Raw genomic sequence first — 20,973 nt, 5'->3', positions numbered from 1 at the left:
GAAATGATTGGTTTTTTTAATTTGTTTACTGATTGGAATTATCACTGCCTTTATGGGCAGTTTAATGGGTTTGGGCGGTGGTTTGATTCTTGTTCCCGCCCTCTTGCTTTTGCACGAATTTTTTGATGCATTTTTTTGGGCAACCCCTCAGACTATTGTTGGTATATCATTGATAGTCATGATTTTTACAGCCTTATCTTCTACCATATCCTATTTTAAAGCGGGAAGAGTAGATTATAAAACAGGGCTGTTATTTTTGACAGGCAGTATTCCCGGAAGTATATTTGGATCGTGGCTTAATCAGTTCTTTGATACCAATGCTTTTTTATTGTATTTTGGAATTATTACCATTTTAATATCCATGCTGTTTTTCCTGAAGCCGGAAAGAAAAGAAATAGACCCAGGGCAAAAAGGGGTGCGATCATTCGATATTGCGGGGAAGACATATTACTACCGTGTTTCCATCCCTATTGTATTTATCGTGTCTCTTGCTGTTGGCGCCATTTCCGGTTTATTTGGGATTGGCGGCGGATCTATCATGGTGCCTGTACTCATTCTCTTATTTGGCTTTCCAATCCATATTGCGACAGCCACTTCCATGTTTATGATTGTCTTTGTAAGTATGATTGGCGCATCAACACATATTGCTCTTGGACATGTCGCATGGGAATATGTCTTCTTTTTCATACCCGGGGCCTGGGTTGGCGGCAAGCTGGGTGCTTTAGTGAACCAGCGACTGCCGGGTAACACACTGGAATGGGTACTCAGGATTTTATTGGTGGTCATTGGTATCCGGATGATCTTTCAGGGTTTGGCCTAAGGAGTTTTGAATATGCAGGAAAAATTATACTTTTATTATACAAATGATTTACATAGTAATTTTGACCAGTGGCCGCGGGTTGCTTCTTATTTAAAGCAAGAAACGGCAAAGAAGGATGCCGTCAATGCTTCCTATTGGCTGATTGACGCAGGAGATCATGTGGACCGAGTGAATCCGATTGCAGAAGCTTATATGGGAAAAGCGAATGTTGCCTTAATGAATGCTCTTGATTATGATGTCGTAACGATCGGAAATAATGAGGGGATCACGCTGCCGCATGAGGACTTATTTCATCTGTATGATGATGCAGGTTTTCACGTTGTTTGTGCTAACTTAGAGAGCCGGACGCCTACGGACCCGTCGTGGCTGCAGCCTACACTTCAAGTAAAGTCCATACAAGGAGTAAAAGTAGGATTTATTGGCCTGACTGCTCCTTTTAATGCTTTTTATGAACTTTTGGACTGGCATGTTTCATCCCCGTACCAGGTCCTGGATTCTTATATACGAGGGTTAAGTGAGAAGACGGACGTAATCGTTTTATTGTCTCATCTGGGAATAAGTGAAGATCAGGAAATAGCCAGGAGATTTCCGGAAATCGATGTGATTATTGGAGGGCATACTCATCATTTACTCCGGACAGGGGAGCATGTGAATAATACTGTAATCACAGCGGCCGGAAAGCATTGTTACCATGTCGGGGAAGTGATATTAACTTGGGATCATGAGAAGAAGAAACTAGTAAATAAAGAAGCATATGCTACGGAAATTTCCCATTTAGCAAAGGATTTACAAACAGAGCAAAGTCTGCAGCAGCTGAATTACAGGGCAGCAGAAATTATGGGAGAAGTGGTCGTTCATACGGAAATCCCCATTGAAGTAGGCTGGTTCAAAGAAACAAAAATTATGCAGGAACTGACCCATACATTAAAACATTGGGCAGAAACAGATGTGGCCATGCTTAATGCAGGTCTGCTGCTCGATGAGTTTCCAGCCGGTGCTATTACGTATTCGGATATTCACCGGATATGTCCGCACCCAATTAATCCCTGTATCGTGGAATTAAAAGGCGATGAGCTGTTGGAAGTCGTTCGCGGTTCACTTGCAAAATCCTTTACGGAATTAAAATTAAAAGGCTTTGGTTTTCGCGGGGAAGTATTGGGGAGAATGGTCTTTTCGGGTTTAACTGTGGAAACGGCATTCCATGAAGATGGTGAAGAACATGTGGAAAATGTATTATTTCATGATGAACCATTGGATCCCGATAACGTCTATTCGGTTGCCACAGCGGATACATTTACCTTTGGCCGGCTGCTGCCGGAAATTGCCAAATCGGAAACAAAACAATATATGCTGCCTGAGTTTTTGCGTGATATATTGGCTGATACACTGCGCAGGACATTCTCTTCATAGAAGGTAGCGAGGGTGTTTAAGAGACGCCTCAATGCTGTGACACTGTGTTGTTCAACTGCATACATTATTAATGTACAGTTTGAAGGAGGCAGTGTGATTCATGATAACCGTAAATCCATTAGAAGTGGAAGGAATGCATTTTACAGCTATTAAGGTAGAACTTCCCAAAACCAATTTGCTGATGATTACCAATGAAGTCGGCTACATTATGTGTGCTGCATTGGATGTGGATGTGTTAAATGAAAAGCTCAAACACAGAAAGGTCATTGCCGGCAGAGCTTCAGGCGTAAGAACAATTGATGAATTATTACATGCCCCATTGGAAAAAGTCACGGAAGCTTCAAAAGCTTATGGATGGGAAGAAGGGATGTCCGGAAAAGAAGCGCTGCTGAAAATCGCCTGATATGCATAACATCCTTCAGTGAATGCATTTTATGTGGGGAACATAACAATATATTGGATGATCTAACAGAAAATAATGCGTTATCAAAAGTAATAAATATATTGCATGGGTAATTTGCAGTTATTTTGTTCTTCTGCTGAAAGACTGCATACAGTAAAGTGTGCTGGCTAATGAAGGATCACGACAGATGAATAACGAATTAAAAAATAATAATTTCCCTTCTAGCCCCCTTAAAACAAGCATACTTTTGTTTTAAGGGGGTTTTTGAATTGAGAATTAAAAAACGCTATCGTAAGAAATTTGCATCACCTCCGGGGAAAAATATTTTTATTATTACGCTGATTGTTTTTGCTGTTTTCAGTGGACTGAGTATTTGGATTGTTGATAAGGGAATTAGACCGGCTTTAATGGATATTGCAGAAACCAAAATAGACGAAATTGCTACACGGGCGATTAATCAAGCTGTACGTTTTGCGGAAGGATACGATTTTTCGGAAGTTCTGGAAATTACGTATAATGAGGATGGAAATGTAGCGACATATAATCATAACCCGGCAATTGTCAGTGAAATAAACAGAGTAGCAACAGACAGGGTGGAGGAGTTTTTCCTGAACGTCAATCGGGGTGACCCGATTACATATGATTATTCTCTTCATGAACCATATGATTATGGAGAGGGAGCCGGGGACAGAGCAATGCAGGATCCCACTCTTGTCGAAATACCTCTGGGACAAGTGACAGGCAATACGGTTTTGGCCAATTTAGGTCCAAGGGTACCTGTAAACCTTGAACTGGTTGGTAATGTAAAAACAAACATTGTTCGTGAAACTGAGCCGCTCGGCATTAATGGATCCTGGGTGTCGCTTTATGTTCATGTAGAGTCTGATGTACAGATTATAATCCCATTTTCATCTGAGGTAACTACTGTCCATACAGAAATTTACATTGACGGCGGTGCCATTATGGGGGATGTTCCTGAATTTTACAGTGGCGATGGCGATGACCCGTCAATAGCCATTCCAAGTGAAGAATTTTCAGATGAAAACGGGCAGATTGAATAAGAGATATACTGGGACAGTAATATATTAGTTTGCCCCAAAGCAACAGGTAAAACAGATACTTATGAGGAACATTTCTTGCATCGGTAAATGGAAAATAAATATGATCAGCTTTTATTTTGTTTTTATGTGGACTCAGTTGAAGCATATCATTATGGTTTGAGATACTCCCGGCTACCCATATCGCCGGGAGTATTTTTTACTGAAGAAATAATAAAATGATTTTACCTTTTCCCAGTTAACGAAATAAATACCCTCTTAAAAAAGTTAAATATTATTTGACAATAGGGATTTCTGCCTTTATAATACAAGCATAAATATCTGAAAAAAAGAAATTTTGGAATTCCACTTTACAGCAAGACATATATATAGTTGTAAAGGGGGAGAAAAGGAGGTCTACACATGGAAATGCGTTCTCAATGGGGGACAAGAGCAGGTTTTATCTTAGCTGCAATGGGATCGGCCATAGGATTGGGAAATATTTGGCGTTTTCCGGCAGTGGCGTATGAAAATGGGGGAGGAGCATTCTTTATTCCCTATTTATTCGCATTATTGACAGCAGGTATTCCCATTCTTATTCTGGAATTTACCATGGGTCAGAAGTACCGGGGTTCGGCACCTTTGACTTTTCGGAAAATGAATAAGAATACCGAATTCATTGGCTGGTGGATGGTACTGGTAGCATTTGTTATTTCAACATACTACTCGGTTATTATTGCCTGGGCGATGTCGTATTCTGTATTCTCGTTTAATTTAAGCTGGGGAGCGGATACGGAAGGATTTTTATTTGGTGATTATTTGAATCTCGCTGAAGCGGAAGGTCAGGTTGGAAGTTTTGTTCCAGGAGTACTTATACCATTAATTCTTGTTTGGATTATTGTTTTAGGAGTTTTGTTTAAAGGGGTTAAAAAGGGTATTGAAGTGGCGAACCGGATTTTTATTCCTTTATTGGCCGTAATTTTCTTAATTATCGTTATTCGGGCTGTTACACTTCCTGGAGCGATGGAAGGTCTGAATGCATTTTTTGCACCTGATTTCAGTCAGATCATGTCGGCTGATGTCTGGGTGGCTGCCTACGGACAAATATTCTTCAGTTTGTCCATTGCATTTGCGATTATGATTACCTATTCCAGTTATTTGGGTAAAAAATCGGATATTACCAATAACGCTTTTATTGTTGGTTTTGGTAACTCAAGCTTTGAACTTTTAGCAGGTATTGGCGTATTTGCGGTACTTGGGTTTATGGCAGTGCAGGCAGCAGTGCCGATTGATGAAGTAGTAGCAGGCGGGGTAGGTTTGGCCTTCGTGGTATTCCCGGCTATCATTAATGAATTTCCGGGATTAAATAGCCTGTTTGGTTTCCTTTTCTTTGCTTCACTTGTCCTAGCGGGTTTATCATCGCTTATATCCATTACGGAAACCTATGTTGCTGGGCTGGTTGATAAATTTAATATCAGCAGAGCTAAGGCAGTAATGTTTGGTGGCGGAGCAGCAGCACTTATTTCCCTGTTATATGCTACTCAGGGCGGTTTGTTTTTCCTGGATGCAGCAGATTACTTCATCAACCAGTTTGGTGTAGCACTGCTCGGTCTGGTGGAAGTAATTCTGATCGCATGGATACTGCGTCAAGTGAAAAACTTGCGTACCCATGCAGATGAAATTTCCGACATTCGTCTTGGCCCTTGGTGGACAGTAACGATTGCCGGGATTACTCCTGTTGTGCTCGGTTATATGATGATTGACCTGTTCAGGCAGAATCTGATGAGACAGTTTGATACACCTACCGGGAATTATGAAGGCTATTCCGATACATTCATTCTCTGGGGAGGATGGGGAGTTGCCATCGCAGCTCTAGTAATAGGAATTGTGATGACTCTGTTTAAATGGAGAAATGACCCACAAAGTAAAAGTGAATCAAAATCAGAGGAGGCACAATGATATGAGTGGTGCAGCCATAGTTGTTATGATTATTGGTGTGATCATTATATGGGGCGGATTTGGAGCAAGCATTTGGCACGCTTTAAAAAAGCGCTAAGCATAAGCTAATCAGGTTCATAACCTCAAATATAAGGAAGAGTGCTTCACATTCACGTGAAGCCTCTTCCTTTTAATTTTCCATCCGCTCCCATTTTCGTAAATAAGGGTACGGGTCAAACGACCAATCTGAACGTCCATTATCTTTATACATGCCGTAATGGAGATGCGGCGGGAATTTCCCTGAAGTTCCCGGCGGGCCGTAACCGGTGGATCCTACACTGCCAAGCACGTCACCAGGCTTTACTACCTGGCCGATTTCCACACCATCTTCGTAGCCGCTCATGTGGGCATAGTAATGATAAATATTGAAAATGTCACGGATGCCAATTCGCCATCCCCCGTATAGATTCCAGCCCATCATTTCAATAACACCATATGTTGTCGATTTAACCGGGGTGCCATAATCGGCAAAAATATCTGTCCCTTCATGGATGCGCAAGCCGCCAAATCCGCGCCGGTCTCCCCACGTATTGTGGTAGGTATAGTTATATTCGGTTGCCAGAGGAAAAGAACGGTCTGTGAGATTAATATCCTGGAATGTATGAAAAACTTTTGCCGTATTCATAATGGTTTGTACCGTTAAATCCCGCTTATAATGATTAAATAAAGCAATCTTTATTTCATCTCTTGTGTTGCCGTATTCCAATAAAATCTGAGCCATAGTATATAAGACATCTTCTGGATCATCAGGGTCGGCATGACCATTGCCGCTTCCGTCTTTTCCGACTCCATCATGGACCGTTATCACATGCTCTTCTGTCAGCCTGGAAATGTTACCTGGTCCAAACCAGCTCTCAGGCTCAATTTCTATATTTATTAATTCTTCATCTTCATCTTTTTTTATATTCCGTTCATAATTTTCAATAGCAGCAAAATAATACCATGGTATTTGTGTCAATGCTTCCGTTTTTTTAAATAAAGCCATTCTCTGCTCATGAACCGATGCCTCATTTTCCTCCGCAATTGCCTTTTCAGAGGAAACAGCCGAGGAAAAGAACATGGCTAGCAGTATGGGGAAAATGACCATATATTTTGTAGGATTCATATGTTTCACCCTTTGTTTGTTGTAACAATACGTAGCTTTTGCAACATAGGATTGCTTTATAAGTGGCACTTTATTCCACAAAAACATGGAATAACGAAAGAACTGCAAGAAAATAGTTCTTTCGTTAATAAACAGGCATGTTTGTATAAAAAATCCTGCCAGCTAGTCAGTGTTTATTTTACATAGAGCACTGTGTTTATTCATCACCTTGGGGCGACGTTTTCATCTCTTCGACAATTTTATCAATGGTATTCTGGTAGTTTGGTCGGGTCGTTTCGGAAATATGCAGACTCTGTATATCAGGAATTAATGAAGGGTTATCGGACACTACAATATCAAAGTATCTTGGCATCACGGATTCTGCTGTTTTCCTGGCAATTTCCGCTGCATTATTTTCATCCATGCCATCATCAATTTCATACGCAATCAAAACTTCATCGCCCGTCACAAGCGTGGCAACTTGATTAAATGCTTCATTGCGCAAAATAATGCGTGTAATCATACTCGCCATTTCATTCCTGTCCATAGTCACTACCCGGTCATCATCCTGATTTCGATCAAATTGTTCCTGTGTATAATGAACGTATCCCAACTGGTCATTTATCTCCTGGTCACCTGGTGTCTGGTGCTCCTCTCTTTCGGGGTTAAGTTCATTAACACGCTGTTCCCTTTCATCCAATGTATTATTGGTTCTGTCACAACCGGCAATGATGAACAGCATAATAAATATCGCTATGTTTATCTTCTTCATCTGTTTCATCCTTTTCCAAGTATTTTCTCTGTTAGCTTATGTTTTTCCGCAAAATTCATACGGAAAATAATTGGCTTTCCAAACCACGAATATAAGCACATAGAAGGCAAATAGAGCAGAATATTAGGTAAATATCCTCAGCAGAGACAGCTGGAAAAGAAATGGATAAACATGTCTTTAATTTGAGCTTATAGAAGTCAAAATTAAATTAGATATTGTCAGCAGAATATTTTCCATTGAAGAAAATGGAGATGGCTTTCAGACAGGTCAATTTATGCTTTGCTGTATCCGCCCAGGTACAAGTTGTTATGTCTGACGATAAAGCTGAAAATGTCTGGTTTTTCGTGACAGGTATATGGTAAACTAGATGCAGCAAGCGGGGGTGATAAGCATGATTGAATTACAGGGGAAACAATATGACCTCATCGAAAATATAAAAGACGGATTTCAGAAAGAAGCAATTGAGGAGCGTTATTCCGAAGTGCTGGCAAAATATGATTATATTGTAGGGGATTGGGGTTACGACCAATTGCGGCTCAAAGGCTTTTACCGTGATGATCATAAAAAAGCGCCAATCGATTCAAAAATCGGTGCATTGGATGATTATTTATATGAATACTGTAATTTTGGGTGTGCTTATTTTGTAATTAAAAAAAAGGTTTAATTTATACAAGGGCAGCAGGCACGACTGCTACCCTTCATCAAATTCTTCGTGCTGCGGATGGACATCCCCGGATTCATCATGAATGATATGTGCTCCGGGTGTTTGACGCGGCAGATCCTCATGCATTTCTTTATAAGGATACACAAATGCACTTTCGCGCCGCTGCCCTTTTTCCCATGGGGTGGATTTGTTGTAAACAGGCTCTTCCTGGTCAATAGGAGATCCAAAAGAACCTTCCGGAAACTCTTCCGGTATGATGCTGTTTTTCAAATCATGCACATTGGAAAAATCAGAGAACTTCTTCACATTTCTGCGAGACATATTCCCACACCCTTTCTCCCATTAGCATAACCAATGAAGAAAGGAAATATAATGTCCATTAAATGGCGCTGATTCTATCTGTCACAACGTATATAACCTCTGAATTTTCTTTCCAGCATTTTACCGAGACGAAAAATCGCATTCTCATTCCCGACACTGCTCATCAGCTGAACAGCAATGGGCATATTATTTTGATCACGGCCAACAGGTATAGTCAAGGATGGCAATCCCCATACATTTGCATAAGCTACATATGGCATAAATTGCAAAAATGTCTTCCGAATTGAAAATATTTCCTGGAAAACCTTTCCGTGTTCCGGGGCACCAGTATGATAAACCGGAAAAATGAGTATTCGGTTATGCAAATAGTTGCGTATTTCCTGATCTCCTTTTGAAAGGATCCGCTGTATTTCCCGCATTCTGCTTTTGGAAGGTTTAAACAGTTTGGCACCTATGATCGCCCAGGACAGGTAAGGGTGAATCGCAGTATTTTGCGTCATTTTTTCTTTTGTGTATGCCTTAAATACATTGGAACGATCATTATTAAAGGCTTCCTTCTCCATCAATTTGCCTCCATCACTCGACATGATTTCCTGCCATAATAAAGCACTGTCTTCGAAATAAGGCGGCACACGCCGGTTTGTGAGAAAGGAATCGGTCAAAAAATCATGGATGTCTTCCAGAAATACTTTTGTATCTTCAGTTAAAGGATAATCCATATTGTCGGACAATATATCAATTTTAAAATTACTTAATATGCCAGCCTGCGTTTTCCGTGTTGACAGCAGTTGATAAAGAAGCTCCATGTCACGGACCGATTTACCCATAGGACCTGCACTCAGCATCCTTTTTTGCAGCTCGGTGCCTGCCTGGGGAAAATGCCCTTCCATTGAAATACTGTTCATGCCCGGTTTAAAACCGACTATACCATTAAAGTGACTAGGTAACCGGATGGAACCCCCAATATCGGACCCAAGCCCGGCAGCAGCTCCCCCGGCAGCAAGAAGGGCACCTTCACCGCCACTGGAGCCGCCTGCAGTACGGTTACTATCCCACGGATTGTTCGTTCTGCCATATAGTTTATTTTCCGTCTCCTGACAAAAACATAACGCAGGTGTATTCGTTTTTCCGAGAATGATTGCGCCGGCTGTTTTTAACCTGGAAACAGCTTCAGCATCTATCCGGGAAATCAGGTCATGGCGATATACAAGGCCTCCGGTTGTTTTCATGGAAGCAACATGAAAGGACTCTTTGATACTGATCGGCACACCAAATAAAGGGGAAGATGGTGTGGTTTTTTTTAGAATTTCATCCTTTTCTTTTGCTTCTTCCAGCGCTTTGGTAAATCTGGTTTCCACCATGGCGTTGAGGGAAGGATTGATTTTTTCAATATGCTCGATATAAGTAGTAACAGCCTCATAAACAGATACTTTTCCCTTTTTAATATAGGCTGCAATATCAGTTGCATCCATGGCGAGAATATCATTATTATGGGTTGGATGTATGCTCATTTTTAATCCCCCTGGAAATGTTACCTTTTTCTAAACTATACCATGATTGGCTGAAATATACATGCCAGATGTGGTATAATAGCACTAGAGCAAGTTGATGGAGGTACCAATATGTATTTTGTTGACAGAAGTAAAATTGAAGAGACACTTATATTTATAGAGGAAATTTTAGAGCAAGTAAAGGGAAAATCATTTTCATCCTTTCTGGATAATCTGGCTCTGGAACGTGCGGTGCACCTGCTAATTGAAAGTATACTTGATGTCGGCAATATGATGATTGACGGGTTTATTATGCGTGACCCGGGCAGTTATGAGGATATCATTGATATATTAATTGATGAAAAAGTCCTTCCTGAAGAAGAAGAAGAAGCTTATAAGCATTTTATACAACTGAGGAAAATGCTGGTGAATGACTATACGGCAGTAGATCATGTGTTTTTGGGAAAAGCACTGTCAAAGCATCAAACTGTACTGAAGACATTCAGTATGCATATCCGTGATTATTTGAATAATGAGCTGGGAGTAGCAAATGCATTTTCAAAACAGATATGAAGGTGAGAGGAATGAAAAAAATTACTTCCACAAAGCAAAAGCTGTTAAATAAGCTTAAAAAAGATGGGGTTTGCACGATAGGTAAAATCATGGAGGGTTTCACGATAACGGAAATCGCGGTAAGAAAACATATTCATGAGCTGGAGCAACAGGGATTTATTAAAAAGAATACAGTAAAACAGGAACTGGGCCGTCCTTATTTTACCTATGAACTTACTGAAAAGGGCCATAGCACGTTTCCAAATCAGTACGCACAATTGCCGCTGGAGCTTTTGCAGGATCTGGAGGAGCTTCAGGGTAAAGAAGCAGTCAATTCCCTTTTGTCCAAACGGCTGGAAAGAGAGAAGGGCGAAATGGAAAAATTGGTCGGGCAAGACAATTTTGAAGAGAAAATAAGCAAGGTAGCGAATATCCAAAATCAGAAAGGATATATGGTTGAACTCGAGCAATCCGATGATGGCAAATATATTATTACAAACTATAATTGTCCGATTGCCAATATTGCCAGTACTTATAATCAGGTTTGCGTGAATGAAAAAAAGATATTTGAAGGAGTTTTTCCCGCCAGTGAGGTTATTTCCGAGTCGTTAATTACGAAAGGGCATAATTTCTGCAGATGGGTTATTAAAAAACCAGAAGGAATGCATTGATCTTCCTTTTGGTTTTTTTGGCAGGTAAGAAAATGCAAACTAAAACTTTCTTACCTGCATAAGTGCAACTAAGGCTTCGGCTATCAGGGATATAATAACCATGGTAGTTGTCCAAACTCGTTTCTCCCATAGACTGGCAGGAAATCAACTTTTTAATAATGATAAAAATGAAAAAGACGTGAAAATGAGGGATAAGTGTTGAAATATAAAGGATATTTAATCGATTTGGATGGAACGATGTACCGCGGCAGTGAGCCAATTAAATCAGCAAGGGATTTTGTGAAAAAATTACATAAAAATGGAACTCCATATATGTTTATCACGAATAATTCCTCAAGGTCCCAGAAGGATATTTCGCAAAAACTGAATGATATGGGAGTGCCTGCCACACAGGAGCAGGTGGTCACTTCCAGTGTAGCAGCAGCGATGTATTTAAAGGGTTTAAATCAGGGGGCCAGTTGTTATCTGCTCGGGGAGAAAGGGCTCCATGAGGCGCTGGAAGATGGAGGTTTTAGTATTACAGATGACGATAATTGCGATTTTGTCGTAATGGGGATCGACAGGCATATTACATACGAAAAATATGCTAAAGCCTGCCTGGCTATAAGAAAAGGCGCTGCTTTTATTGTAACGAACAGTGATACAGCAATACCTACGGAAAGGGGACTTTTGCCGGGGAATGGAGCCTTATCTTCCGTGATTGCTGTGAGTACAGGAGTAGAACCAATTGCAGTAGGGAAACCAGAGCCTGTTATTATGGAAGCTGCTTTAAGCAAATTAGGCCTGGAAAAGACGGATATAGCGATGATTGGAGATAATTACCATACAGACATCCGTGCAGGGATCAATGCGGGGATAGATACAATTATGGTATTTACCGGAGTGACCCGGAAGGAAGAACTGCCGGGACTGGAGAAAAAGCCGACCCATCATGTGGCTGACTTGCGTGAATGGATGGCGTTTATTTGAGTGAATATAGTTTTTAATTTTTCCGGGCAGCAGCTGAGCTATAAAACAGATGCACATAGCTAAGTGACACTCATCTAGTCGATGGTAACTGAGGGAAAGGAAGGACTGCCTGCTAAAAAAGACATGCTCCCAAAATACAAGGGACATGTCTTTTATTTTAGCAAACTAATCATCCAGCAGGGCATCATCCGCCGTAGCATGAGCGAGCCTGCTTGATGCTGCTGCAGCAATGGCACCGACAATATCATCGAGAAATGTATGCACTTCACCGCTGGATTTGTCATTTAACCGTTTGAGTATGCCTGGCTTTTGTTTATCAATATAACCATAATTTGTCATTCCGATGGAACCGTACACATTTACAATGGATAATGCAATAACTTCATCAATGCCATAGAGGCTTTCATCCGTATCAATTGTTTTTTGCAGGGGCTGATCCAGCTTTTGCTGCTCTGCCAGTACATCCAGCTGAATCCCTGTCAATATTGCATTTTGCACCTCGCGTTTGGTAAGAACACGTTCCACATTATATCTGCAGTCTTCCATTTTCAGTTCGTCATGGTACTTGGATTGCAGGTAAAATACAAGTTCTGCAATATCATCCAAGCCAACTCCCCGGTCGGCCAGCCATTTTCTTGCCTGTTGTTCCAATTCACTTTGATTCGTATTTTTTTCCATAAAATCACCTCTCATTTAAAATTTCAGTTAAAAATAAACATCATTACTCATACATTATTAGTAATGTGATTTAAAGGGGGAATCGATTTGCCTTTTCGAAATATGCTTCTTTCACATTACGAGATTCAGACAGAGGAAAAACGGCAGATTAATGGAAAAGAGGGATATAAACAGTCTGAATATATTTATTTTATCATTCCGGCAGACAATAGAGAAGTCTTATACATGGAACAGGCTGCTTTGGCCTATTTTTTAACGGAAAACCAATATGATCAGACGGCAGTTCCAATTCAAAATGTGCATGGCGACTGGTTTACTGCCCACCAGGAGAGAACGTATATGGTGATCCGGGCTAACCGGTATTCCCGGGTATCGGAAGCCACTCCCGGTGAAACACTTGCCCATTTTCATCAGACAGGTTCCAATTATCATTATGAACCACAGCATGTCTCCAGCTATGGACAGTGGAAAGAATTGTGGATCCATAAACTAACCCAATTTGAACATGGGGTGACGGAGGAGGCAATGCAACGTTCTTCTCCATTAAATTTACTGGTTATGGACAGTTTACCATACATCATTGGGATAAGTGAAAATGCCATCCAGTTTTTGCAGGAAAGCGAAAAGGACTATCGCTTTCATGAATCAGATGAAGGTACGGTCGCCTTCAGCAGATATGTTAACCAGCTGCACCAGCCATTCATTTGGACACATGATTTAGTGTACGATCACCCGGTAAGAGATGTGGCTGAATCTATACGTTACAGCATAACACATAACAAAAATAAAGAAAATATTCATCAGTTTTTGCGCGATTACCAGTCTGTCCGTCCTTTATCAGTTTTCAGCTGGCGGTTGCTGTATGCCAGGCTTTTGTTTCCCATTCATTTTTTTGATGCAGTCTACGCTCCCAGTTCAGGGGATGAGGAAAAAAAATATACGCAATTTAAATACCTTCTGGAACAGCAGGATAGATATGAAAAAACACTCAAAACCTTTTTTGCAGATGCAGGTATTGAAAGGGAAACATTGGATATTCCGGAACTGCACTGGTTGTAATTTTCCTCCATGGCAATCTTGTAAAACTTGCAATGATGTCATCACGAACACTATGGTACACTAAGTGTAACAGCAAAAGTGATTGGAGGAAAAGAAATGGCAAAACCGCGCATTTATATTACCAGGAAAATCCCGGATAAACTATTAGACCCCTATAATGAAAAATTTGATTTTCGTATGTGGGAAAAAGAAGATGAGGCTGTGCCCAGGGAGGTGCTGAAAAAAGAAGCCAGGCAGGCAGACGGTTTATTATGTGTACTCACGGATCAAATTGATGAAGATTTGCTCAAGCGGGCCCCTGACTTAAAAATCGTTGCCAACATGGCGGTAGGTTACGATAATATTGATGTGGATGCAGCCGGAAAATATGGCGTCATTATTACAAATACACCGGATGTGCTCACAGAGACAACCGCAGACCTCGGGTTTGCCCTATTGATGGCTGCGGCAAGAAGAATGATAGAGGCAAATCAGTATATAAGAAAAGATGAATGGAAAAACTGGTCTCCTTATTTACTTGCCGGTTCTGATATTCATCATAAAACGATAGGCATAGCTGGTATGGGCAGGATCGGAAAGGCTATTGCCAGACGTGCGAAAGGTTTTGGCATGTCTGTAGTGTATTACAACCGGTCGCGTAAGCCTGAAGCTGAGAAAGAATTACAGGCAGTCTATGCTGATTTTGAGACACTGCTGGCGAAATCGGATTTTGTCGTTTCGGTCCTTCCGTTAACAGCAGATACGAAGCACAAATTTAATGCCGAGGTATTTAAAAAAATGAAAAACTCCGCTATTTTTATCAACATTTCCCGTGGCGGGGTAGTGAACGAAACAGATTTAGCAGAAGCTATAAGGACAAAGCAAATCAAAGGAGCAGGCCTGGATGTATTTGAAAATGAACCCATTGCTGCAAATCATCCTTTTATGCAGCTGGAAGAAATCGTCTGTATGCCGCATATAGGTTCAGCCAGTGAGGAAACAAGATCTGCGATGCTGAACCTTTGTCTGGAGAATATCGGTGGCTTTTTTACAGGGAGAGGTCCTAAAACACCGGTGGAGTATTAGGGCAGTGAACAGATAATGAAAATGAGGCTGGCGCAAAAACTGCACACAGCCTCATTGTATATGTTTATGTTTTTAAAATACCTGTTCGATTTCCGTTACTCCAGGAACTTCAGTCATCAAGGCACGCTCAATGCCGGCCTTTAATGTAATGGTTGAACTCGGGCAGTTTCCGCAAGCTCCCATCAAGCGAAGAAGCACAATGCCATCTTCATCAACATCGACCAGTTCCACATCTCCACCATCACGAAGTAAGAATGGGCGCAGCTTGTTCAATACTTCTTGTACTTGCTCTTGCATCATCCATCTTCTCCTTTCTTATCTCTTATTATAGAACGAATACAGATAAAAATCTATCCATTTACAAATATTTTCTCCATCAATTACTTTTATTTTATCTTTTCACAAAGATTTTGTAAAATAAAAGAAACCATCATTTTAAAGAAAGGTTATCTTGTAAAGAATAAAAAATGATTATATGGAAGAAAGCAGATGATGCACTGTTTTAAGGAACCTGATTTAAAGAATACGTATGAGCCGGCTCAGACTGCTGCTGGAAAGAATAAGTGATGGGCCGGTGCCGGCTGAATTGGCGGTATAGAACTGCCGCGGCAGGTAGAAAAACATCAGAATTTTATAGAAAAAATAACCAAAGATGTGATGTTTTATCCCATTGTATTCGAAAATAGGAAATGTCGACTACGGGATCTCACATTTGAGAAATAATTTATGAGAAACTTGATCAACTAGGATAGAGTTGCAAGCGTAAAGAATTGAGGACAAATAATGGATATACCTTTTGTAAAAATGCATGGAACTGGGAACAGCTACATTTTTGTAAATGCATTTCGTGTAACACTGGCAGCACCGCGGCTTCCTGCTATCGCCAAAGAAATTTCCAATGTTCATACAGGTATTGGATCCGATGGCCTTATTCTCATTCAGCCCAGTGAAAACGCGGATGTGGGCATGCGAATTTTTAACAGGGACGGCACGGAAGGAAAAACATGTGGAAACGGACTCCGCTGTACAGCAAAATATGCCTATGAAAATGGTTTGGTTTCCGGAAAAACGTTCAGTATAGAAACAAAAGCAAATGTGGCGGAAGCTTCAGTCACAGTGGAAAATGACAAAGTAAATATGGTAACCATTAATATGGGCAAGCCGTTTCTGCGCAGGCCGGAAATCCCGATGATGGGAGAGGATTCACCTCATGTTATTAACGAAACATTTATAGTGGCTGACGAAAAACTGAAGCTGACCGCTGTTTCAATGGGAAACCCGCACGCTGTATTTTTCGTTGACAATATAGAAGATGCACCAATTAAGTCACTTGGGCCGGCGATTGAAAAAGACCGCCGTTTTCCTGAGGGAGTAAACGTGGGGTTCGCTGAGGTTTCTGCCAATAACACTATAAATCTTAAAGTATGGGAGCGCGGGTCAGGCTTCACAGCGGCGTGTGGATCAGGGGCTTGTGCAGCAGTGGTCGCTGCTTCATTAAACGGCTATACAGATGAAAAGAAGCCTGCTGCCGTTCACTTGCAGGGCGGCAATTTAACGATCACTTGGGATGAAAAAGCCGATGTGCTTATGACAGGCGGTGCAGAAATAATCGCCAAAGGTGTTTATTCATTGCCCTCATAAAGCTAAATGGTTGATTGATTGCAACAGCAAAGGTATACTATAATTATTATAAAGAGAGAAGTACTTGCTCGGAAAAATTGAATTAAATTCTTGGATAGGAGGGTCCTAGTCATGACCATTACTATTACGGATAATGCAAGCAGGCAAATTCAGGAAATGATGAAAGACGAGTCAGAAGGCGCCCGCCTGCGCTTTGGAATAGAGGGCGGCGGCTGCAGCGGATTATCCTATAAATTAGGTTTTGAGTATGATTTTAACGATGAACTGGAAACGTTGGATGAAATTAATGACATTCCGGTTGTCCTAAATAACCAGGATATTCCCATTATTGAAGGCACAACCATAGATTTTAAAGAAAACATGATGGGCGGCGGGTTCAGCATAGATAACCCAAATGCCATTGTATCATGCGGGTGCGGATCTTCATTCAGAACTAAGAATAAAGCAGGTGCACCCGGGGATTGTTAACGGATCAAGCTGGAGCGGAGGTAATCGTTCCAGCTTTTCTTATCGTTTTTTTTACAAGATATAACAGGAGGAAAAATGGATGAGCGAAATATCCGAGCGGCATAAACAATTAATAGACAGTAAAGAATTATGTGTAGCGAAAGTTCCGTTTTTTAATCATTTGAGTACAGAGGAAATGCTTGAAATTGTTATGGTGAGCAGACACTTGAATTTTAAAAAAGGGGAAATTATATTTAGTGAGGGAAATCCTCTTGAGTATTTGTATATTGTGCACCTTGGCAGGGTAAAAAATTATCAGCTGTTTGAGTCAGGCAAAGAGCAGCTCCTGCGCATATTGGAACCTGGTGAATTCATGGGGGAACTTGCCCTGTTTACAGAAAAAAAACTGGACAGCTACGCAGAGGCAATGGAAAAAACACAAATCTGTGCCATTCATCGGGATGACATGCAAAAATTGATGCAGACGCATCCTTCCATTGCCGTGAAAATTCTGGAGCAGTTCAGCAACCGGCTGGATGAAACGGAGCGGTTGGTCGGCCAGCTCAGTGCAAAAGATGTGGAAATGAGAACTGCCGGTTACTTACTGCGGCTTTCCGAAGAGAAGGAGTCACCGGAAATTATCCTTCCAATGAGCAAAAAGGATTTGGCATCCTATTTAGGCACTACCCAGGAAACAATCAGCAGAAGATTATCCAATTTCCAGACAAACGGCTGGATTGAGCAAAAGGGCCATCGAAATATAACAATATTGGATAAGGAAGCACTTTCAGAACTGGCGGCAGGTTAACTTGGTGAATCCTTAATCCTTCCCGTCAAATTGAAATAATAACCGATTTGCCAAATTAAAAACGAGGCAGAGCTCAATGTACTCTGCCTCGCTTCACGGGCCGGACCACGTCCTGATATCTCCATGTCTCCCTAAAACATCGCCGTGGAATGCTTTGGCTGTATTCTCGCTTTCGGATCAATATACTGTTTGGCATTATTAATAGCTGTTGGTCCTTCCCCAAAACCGGTGGCGATCAGTTTCACTTTACCTTCATAAGTGGTAATATCTCCTGCTGCATAAATTCCCGGAATGTTTGTTTCCATTTTCGTATTGACGACAATGCTGTTCTTCTCTATCTCGAGTCCCCAGTCTTTGATTGGTCCCAGTGTGGAAACAAATCCATAGTTGCATAAAATGGAGTCCACATCCAGCTCTATTTTCTTATCGCCTTTAACTTCTTCCAGAATGATTTGATCGATCCTGTTGCTTGTAACGATATCTGTTGGCACATAAGGCGTGAGCACATCCACTGAGGAGTTCATCAGTTTTTCCACACTATGTTCGTGTGCGCGGAACTTGTCCCTGCGGTGCACAAGGGTTACTTGATTGGCTATCGGCTCAAGCATCAGCGCCCAATCCACAGCAGAGTCACCGCCGCCAAGCAGCACAATATTCTGGTCCTTATACTGATTCATATCATTTACATGGTAATGGAGATTAACGCCCTCAAACTCGTCACAGCCTTCAATTCCTAGCCGGCGCGGCTGAAATGCTCCATTTCCTGCTGTAATGATGATTGTCTTTGTGAAATGAGTTTCCTGCGTATTTGATGTCAATTTAAACGTATCATCTTCCAGTCGCTCCACTTTTTCAATAGCCTGCCCGAGCACAACAGTCGAATCAAAAATATTTAACTGTTCCTCGAGATTATCCACTAAATCCTGTGCACGTACCTTTGGAAAACCAGCAACATCATATATATATTTTTCCGGATAAAGGGCAGTTAATTGCCCGCCGGTGTGTGGTAAGCTTTCAATAATTTTCACACTTGCCTGGCGCATGCCGCCATAAAATGCTGTAAACAAGCCAGTAGGTCCAGCACCTATAATGGTGACGTCATATATTTTTTCGTCCATGGAATTACCTCCGCCCCAATCTTATGTTAAAAGTCCATCTCTTACATCGTATCACATTAGGCCGATATATGAATAATAATGTAGTTTACGGGAAATACACAAGTTTTAAATCCAGGGTTGAAAAATGACTTTAAAAAAGCTATGATAGTCTTTGGGTATGTTACAATTAGATAACAAAAATATAATAGTTGTATTACAATTTCTGGGGATTACGCAAATGCATTTCATTCAAAATACATTAACGGATATATACGTGAAAATGGTAACATATTACATTAAATTGGAAACTCAAACGAAAGTGGTGTCATCATGAATAGGCCAAATATTGTCATTTTAGGTGCCGGCTATGGCGGTATCATGACAACGATCAAACTTCAAAAGATGTTAAAATTGAACGAGGCCAATATAACACTTGTAAATATAAATGATTATCATTATCAAACAACCTGGCTGCATGAAAGTGCTGCGGGGACACTCCACCATGATCAAATAAGAATCCCGATCAGGAATATCATTAATCTGGATAAAATTAATTTTGTCCTTGATAAAGTAGTGTCCATCAAACCGGAAGAAAAAAAAGTCAAGCTTGAAACTAGTGAACTATCATATGATATTCTCGTAGTCGGTTTAGGGTTTGAAGCTGCCACATATGGCATTGAAGGTCTGGAAGAACATGCACTTACCATTGATAATATAAATAACGCAAGATTGGTAAGAGACCATCTGAATTATAATTTTGCCATGTATAACAAAGAGAATGAGTCAAATCAGGCCCGGCTGAACATTGTTGTAGGCGGAGGCGGCTTGACTGGGGTTGAATTTTTAGGCGAATTGGCAAATCGTATTCCGGAAATGTGCGAGGAATATGATATTGATAAAAACCTGGTAAGGATTATTAATATTGAAGCGGCACCTTCTATTCTACCCGGTTTTGATCCATTTCTTGTCGAATATGCCATAAATTCATTGGAAGCAAGAGGCGTGGAATTCATCACCAGAGCTAAATTAAAGGCGTGCAAACCGGGATGCATTGTATATGAAAGAGACGGGGAACAGTTCGAGCTTCCAACGATGAATACAATATGGGCTGCCGGTGTGCGTGCCAATTCCGTTGTGGAAGCATCAGGATTTGAAACAAACAGCGGCAAGGTAGAGGTTCGCCGGGATCTGCGAGCACCGGATTACGATGATGTGTTTGTCATAGGAGACTGCGCTTTGGTAAAAAACCCCAGCAGCGGAAATACTTGTCCTCCAACCGCACAAATGGCGGTACAGCAGGCGGCAACAGCCGCGGAAAATGTAAAAGCATTGGTTCATGATAAAAAGCTGGAAGAGTTCACACCAAAAGATTCCGGCACAGTAGCATCTTTGGGAAATAACGATGCGATAGGCATTTTTCTCAATAACCAGAAACTGCTTGGGTGGAAGGCAACCTTCATGAAAAAAATGATTGACAATCGATATTTATTTAAACTTGGGGGAGTCAATCTACTCATGAAAAATGGGAAATTCAACATATTTTATTAAGGATTTGTCAATATGGTGAAAAATATGCAAAGGCAGCAGTTTGCCTTTGCTTTTTTCTTTTTTTCATTTAAAATGAAAGCTGTAAGTAATGGAGAGGAGTTTCATCATTGATCCAATTATTTGTTTCGGTTTTACTTTATTTTGTTATATTCTTTGGTATCGCATTTATTTTAAATATGCTTTTAAGAACCACTTGGTTAATGTCTTATTTATATCCGGTTGTCGTACTTCTGATTGTGGACGATTTGCCTGTTACGGCATATTTTACCAATCCGATTTCTTCGATTTCAGAGGCTTTTTCCAGAATGGCGCAGATTACACTTGTCGATTGGGTCATCCTGGCATCCGGATTAGCCGGTACGATTGTATCAGGAATTGTTATTAAACTACTACGGAGAAGCGGTTATCGAATGTTTTAGCTAGTTTAATGAATAAAATT

General features: G+C 40.9%; 24 protein-coding genes. 17 read left to right on the top strand and 7 right to left on the bottom strand.

Annotated elements, in window-relative coordinates; genetic code table 11:
* Positions 1-7 precede the first annotated feature (7 nt).
* The 6 genes from GHD25_RS10540 to GHD25_RS10515 all read left to right on the top strand — a co-directional run bounded on the left by GHD25_RS10540 (position 8) and on the right by GHD25_RS10515 (position 5,726).
* Positions 8-820, top strand: coding sequence for a sulfite exporter TauE/SafE family protein (locus GHD25_RS10540; RefSeq protein ID WP_164216589.1), 813 nt, complete (start codon positions 8-10; stop codon positions 818-820).
* 12 nt (positions 821-832) lie between these two features.
* Positions 833-2,230 (top strand): bifunctional metallophosphatase/5'-nucleotidase, encoded by a 1,398-nt coding sequence (locus GHD25_RS10535; RefSeq protein WP_164216587.1) that lies wholly within the window; start codon positions 833-835, stop codon positions 2,228-2,230.
* A 100-nt stretch (positions 2,231-2,330) separates the two neighbouring features.
* Positions 2,331-2,633 carry a YunC family protein gene (locus GHD25_RS10530; protein ID WP_164216585.1) on the top strand — a complete coding sequence of 101 codons (303 nt, stop codon included), beginning with the start codon at positions 2,331-2,333 and terminating at the stop codon, positions 2,631-2,633.
* A gap of 269 nt (positions 2,634-2,902) precedes the next feature.
* Complete coding sequence (yunB, locus tag GHD25_RS10525; protein ID WP_164216583.1) at positions 2,903-3,694, top strand: sporulation protein YunB; 792 nt, start codon at positions 2,903-2,905, stop codon at positions 3,692-3,694.
* Between the two features lie 399 nt (positions 3,695-4,093).
* Complete coding sequence (locus tag GHD25_RS10520; RefSeq protein ID WP_164216581.1) at positions 4,094-5,629, top strand: sodium-dependent transporter; 1,536 nt, start codon at positions 4,094-4,096, stop codon at positions 5,627-5,629.
* Between the two features lies 1 nt (position 5,630).
* The gene (locus GHD25_RS10515; RefSeq protein WP_164216579.1) at positions 5,631-5,726 is read left to right on the top strand and encodes a MetS family NSS transporter small subunit; all 96 of its coding nucleotides are present in this window, start codon (positions 5,631-5,633) and stop codon (positions 5,724-5,726) included.
* Between the two features lie 72 nt (positions 5,727-5,798).
* Here the strand turns inward: GHD25_RS10515 and GHD25_RS10510 are convergent, their stop codons facing one another.
* Together GHD25_RS10510 and GHD25_RS10505 are read right to left on the bottom strand one after the other, a co-directional pair.
* On the bottom strand, positions 5,799-6,773 hold the full coding sequence (locus GHD25_RS10510) for a M23 family metallopeptidase (RefSeq protein ID WP_164216577.1): 975 nt from the start codon (positions 6,771-6,773) through the stop codon (positions 5,799-5,801).
* A 196-nt stretch (positions 6,774-6,969) separates the two neighbouring features.
* Complete coding sequence (locus GHD25_RS10505) at positions 6,970-7,524, bottom strand: YhcN/YlaJ family sporulation lipoprotein (RefSeq protein ID WP_164216575.1); 555 nt, start codon at positions 7,522-7,524, stop codon at positions 6,970-6,972.
* Between the two features lie 391 nt (positions 7,525-7,915).
* Here GHD25_RS10505 and GHD25_RS10500 point away from each other — a divergent pair, with 391 nt between their 5' ends.
* On the top strand, positions 7,916-8,188 hold the full coding sequence (locus tag GHD25_RS10500) for a YutD family protein (protein ID WP_164216573.1): 273 nt from the start codon (positions 7,916-7,918) through the stop codon (positions 8,186-8,188).
* 27 nt (positions 8,189-8,215) lie between these two features.
* On the opposite strand, the gene GHD25_RS10495 is transcribed toward GHD25_RS10500, so the two are convergent.
* Together GHD25_RS10495 and GHD25_RS10490 are read right to left on the bottom strand one after the other, a co-directional pair.
* Positions 8,216-8,509 (bottom strand): hypothetical protein, encoded by a 294-nt coding sequence (locus GHD25_RS10495; RefSeq protein WP_164216571.1) that lies wholly within the window; start codon positions 8,507-8,509, stop codon positions 8,216-8,218.
* A 74-nt stretch (positions 8,510-8,583) separates the two neighbouring features.
* A complete protein-coding gene (locus GHD25_RS10490; protein WP_240452303.1) occupies positions 8,584-10,020 on the bottom strand; it encodes an amidase in 1,437 nt (478 codons plus the stop codon).
* A gap of 111 nt (positions 10,021-10,131) precedes the next feature.
* On the opposite strand from GHD25_RS10490, the gene GHD25_RS10485 reads away from it, so the two are divergent.
* From GHD25_RS10485 to GHD25_RS10475, 3 genes are all read left to right on the top strand, one after another.
* The gene (locus GHD25_RS10485) at positions 10,132-10,572 is read left to right on the top strand and encodes a DUF86 domain-containing protein (RefSeq protein WP_164216569.1); all 441 of its coding nucleotides are present in this window, start codon (positions 10,132-10,134) and stop codon (positions 10,570-10,572) included.
* An 11-nt stretch (positions 10,573-10,583) separates the two neighbouring features.
* Positions 10,584-11,222, top strand: coding sequence for a helix-turn-helix transcriptional regulator (locus GHD25_RS10480; protein WP_164216567.1), 639 nt, complete (start codon positions 10,584-10,586; stop codon positions 11,220-11,222).
* A 198-nt stretch (positions 11,223-11,420) separates the two neighbouring features.
* A complete protein-coding gene (locus GHD25_RS10475) occupies positions 11,421-12,191 on the top strand; it encodes a TIGR01457 family HAD-type hydrolase (protein WP_346426785.1) in 771 nt (256 codons plus the stop codon).
* 165 nt (positions 12,192-12,356) lie between these two features.
* Here the strand turns inward: GHD25_RS10475 and GHD25_RS10470 are convergent, their stop codons facing one another.
* Positions 12,357-12,869, bottom strand: coding sequence for a phosphatidylglycerophosphatase A family protein (locus GHD25_RS10470; RefSeq protein ID WP_164216564.1), 513 nt, complete (start codon positions 12,867-12,869; stop codon positions 12,357-12,359).
* A gap of 87 nt (positions 12,870-12,956) precedes the next feature.
* On the opposite strand from GHD25_RS10470, the gene GHD25_RS10465 reads away from it, so the two are divergent.
* Both GHD25_RS10465 and GHD25_RS10460 read left to right on the top strand, forming a co-directional pair.
* Positions 12,957-13,928, top strand: a complete 972-nt coding sequence (locus GHD25_RS10465; protein WP_240452302.1) for a protein kinase family protein — start codon at positions 12,957-12,959, stop codon at positions 13,926-13,928.
* Positions 13,929-14,024: 96 nt separating this feature from the next.
* Positions 14,025-14,993, top strand: a complete 969-nt coding sequence (locus GHD25_RS10460; protein ID WP_164216562.1) for a 2-hydroxyacid dehydrogenase — start codon at positions 14,025-14,027, stop codon at positions 14,991-14,993.
* Between the two features lie 72 nt (positions 14,994-15,065).
* Here GHD25_RS10460 and GHD25_RS10455 read toward each other — a convergent pair whose 3' ends face one another.
* Entirely contained in the window at positions 15,066-15,290 is a 225-nt protein-coding gene (locus GHD25_RS10455; RefSeq protein ID WP_164216677.1) for a NifU family protein, read from the bottom strand.
* A 483-nt stretch (positions 15,291-15,773) separates the two neighbouring features.
* On the opposite strand from GHD25_RS10455, the gene dapF reads away from it, so the two are divergent.
* The 3 genes from dapF (at position 15,774) to GHD25_RS10440 (ending at position 17,889) form a co-directional block, all read left to right on the top strand.
* Positions 15,774-16,634, top strand: a complete 861-nt coding sequence (gene dapF, locus GHD25_RS10450) for a diaminopimelate epimerase (RefSeq protein ID WP_462943614.1) — start codon at positions 15,774-15,776, stop codon at positions 16,632-16,634.
* A gap of 111 nt (positions 16,635-16,745) precedes the next feature.
* A complete protein-coding gene (locus tag GHD25_RS10445; RefSeq protein ID WP_164216559.1) occupies positions 16,746-17,102 on the top strand; it encodes a HesB/IscA family protein in 357 nt (118 codons plus the stop codon).
* A 79-nt stretch (positions 17,103-17,181) separates the two neighbouring features.
* Positions 17,182-17,889, top strand: coding sequence for a Crp/Fnr family transcriptional regulator (locus tag GHD25_RS10440; RefSeq protein WP_164216557.1), 708 nt, complete (start codon positions 17,182-17,184; stop codon positions 17,887-17,889).
* 131 nt (positions 17,890-18,020) lie between these two features.
* Here GHD25_RS10440 and GHD25_RS10435 read toward each other — a convergent pair whose 3' ends face one another.
* Positions 18,021-19,007: an NAD(P)/FAD-dependent oxidoreductase gene (locus tag GHD25_RS10435; RefSeq protein ID WP_164216555.1), complete on the bottom strand. Its 987-nt coding sequence runs from the start codon at positions 19,005-19,007 to the stop codon at positions 18,021-18,023.
* Between the two features lie 309 nt (positions 19,008-19,316).
* Here GHD25_RS10435 and GHD25_RS10430 point away from each other — a divergent pair, with 309 nt between their 5' ends.
* Both GHD25_RS10430 and GHD25_RS10425 read left to right on the top strand, forming a co-directional pair.
* Positions 19,317-20,534, top strand: coding sequence for an NAD(P)/FAD-dependent oxidoreductase (locus GHD25_RS10430; RefSeq protein ID WP_164216553.1), 1,218 nt, complete (start codon positions 19,317-19,319; stop codon positions 20,532-20,534).
* 107 nt (positions 20,535-20,641) lie between these two features.
* Positions 20,642-20,953, top strand: coding sequence for a YuiB family protein (locus GHD25_RS10425; protein ID WP_164216551.1), 312 nt, complete (start codon positions 20,642-20,644; stop codon positions 20,951-20,953).
* Positions 20,954-20,973 lie beyond the last annotated feature (20 nt).

Source organism: Virgibacillus aidingensis, assembly GCF_010994035.1.
Classification (GTDB): domain Bacteria; phylum Bacillota; class Bacilli; order Bacillales; family Amphibacillaceae; genus Virgibacillus_N.
The sequence above is the reverse complement of the archived record's forward strand: the minus strand, read 5'-3'. Positions and strand labels throughout refer to the sequence as shown.

What these genes read in the sequence shown, in the direction of transcription:
- GHD25_RS10535 (WP_164216587.1), top strand. Translation starts at nt 833, where the DNA reads ATGCAGGAAAAATTATACTTTTATTATACAAATGATTTACATAGTAAT.
- GHD25_RS10530 (WP_164216585.1), top strand. Translation starts at nt 2,331, where the DNA reads ATGATAACCGTAAATCCATTAGAAGTGGAAGGAATGCATTTTACAGCT.
- GHD25_RS10520 (WP_164216581.1), top strand. Translation starts at nt 4,094, where the DNA reads ATGGAAATGCGTTCTCAATGGGGGACAAGAGCAGGTTTTATCTTAGCT.
- GHD25_RS10515 (WP_164216579.1), top strand. Translation starts at nt 5,631, where the DNA reads ATGAGTGGTGCAGCCATAGTTGTTATGATTATTGGTGTGATCATTATA.
- GHD25_RS10510 (WP_164216577.1), bottom strand. Translation starts at nt 6,773, where the DNA reads ATGAATCCTACAAAATATATGGTCATTTTCCCCATACTGCTAGCCATG.
- GHD25_RS10505 (WP_164216575.1), bottom strand. Translation starts at nt 7,524, where the DNA reads ATGAAGAAGATAAACATAGCGATATTTATTATGCTGTTCATCATTGCC.
- GHD25_RS10500 (WP_164216573.1), top strand. Translation starts at nt 7,916, where the DNA reads ATGATTGAATTACAGGGGAAACAATATGACCTCATCGAAAATATAAAA.
- GHD25_RS10495 (WP_164216571.1), bottom strand. Translation starts at nt 8,509, where the DNA reads ATGTCTCGCAGAAATGTGAAGAAGTTCTCTGATTTTTCCAATGTGCAT.
- GHD25_RS10490 (WP_240452303.1), bottom strand. Translation starts at nt 10,020, where the DNA reads ATGAGCATACATCCAACCCATAATAATGATATTCTCGCCATGGATGCA.
- GHD25_RS10485 (WP_164216569.1), top strand. Translation starts at nt 10,132, where the DNA reads ATGTATTTTGTTGACAGAAGTAAAATTGAAGAGACACTTATATTTATA.
- GHD25_RS10480 (WP_164216567.1), top strand. Translation starts at nt 10,584, where the DNA reads ATGAAAAAAATTACTTCCACAAAGCAAAAGCTGTTAAATAAGCTTAAA.
- GHD25_RS10470 (WP_164216564.1), bottom strand. Translation starts at nt 12,869, where the DNA reads ATGGAAAAAAATACGAATCAAAGTGAATTGGAACAACAGGCAAGAAAA.
- GHD25_RS10460 (WP_164216562.1), top strand. Translation starts at nt 14,025, where the DNA reads ATGGCAAAACCGCGCATTTATATTACCAGGAAAATCCCGGATAAACTA.
- GHD25_RS10455 (WP_164216677.1), bottom strand. Translation starts at nt 15,290, where the DNA reads ATGCAAGAGCAAGTACAAGAAGTATTGAACAAGCTGCGCCCATTCTTA.
- GHD25_RS10445 (WP_164216559.1), top strand. Translation starts at nt 16,746, where the DNA reads ATGACCATTACTATTACGGATAATGCAAGCAGGCAAATTCAGGAAATG.
- GHD25_RS10440 (WP_164216557.1), top strand. Translation starts at nt 17,182, where the DNA reads ATGAGCGAAATATCCGAGCGGCATAAACAATTAATAGACAGTAAAGAA.
- GHD25_RS10435 (WP_164216555.1), bottom strand. Translation starts at nt 19,007, where the DNA reads ATGGACGAAAAAATATATGACGTCACCATTATAGGTGCTGGACCTACT.
- GHD25_RS10430 (WP_164216553.1), top strand. Translation starts at nt 19,317, where the DNA reads ATGAATAGGCCAAATATTGTCATTTTAGGTGCCGGCTATGGCGGTATC.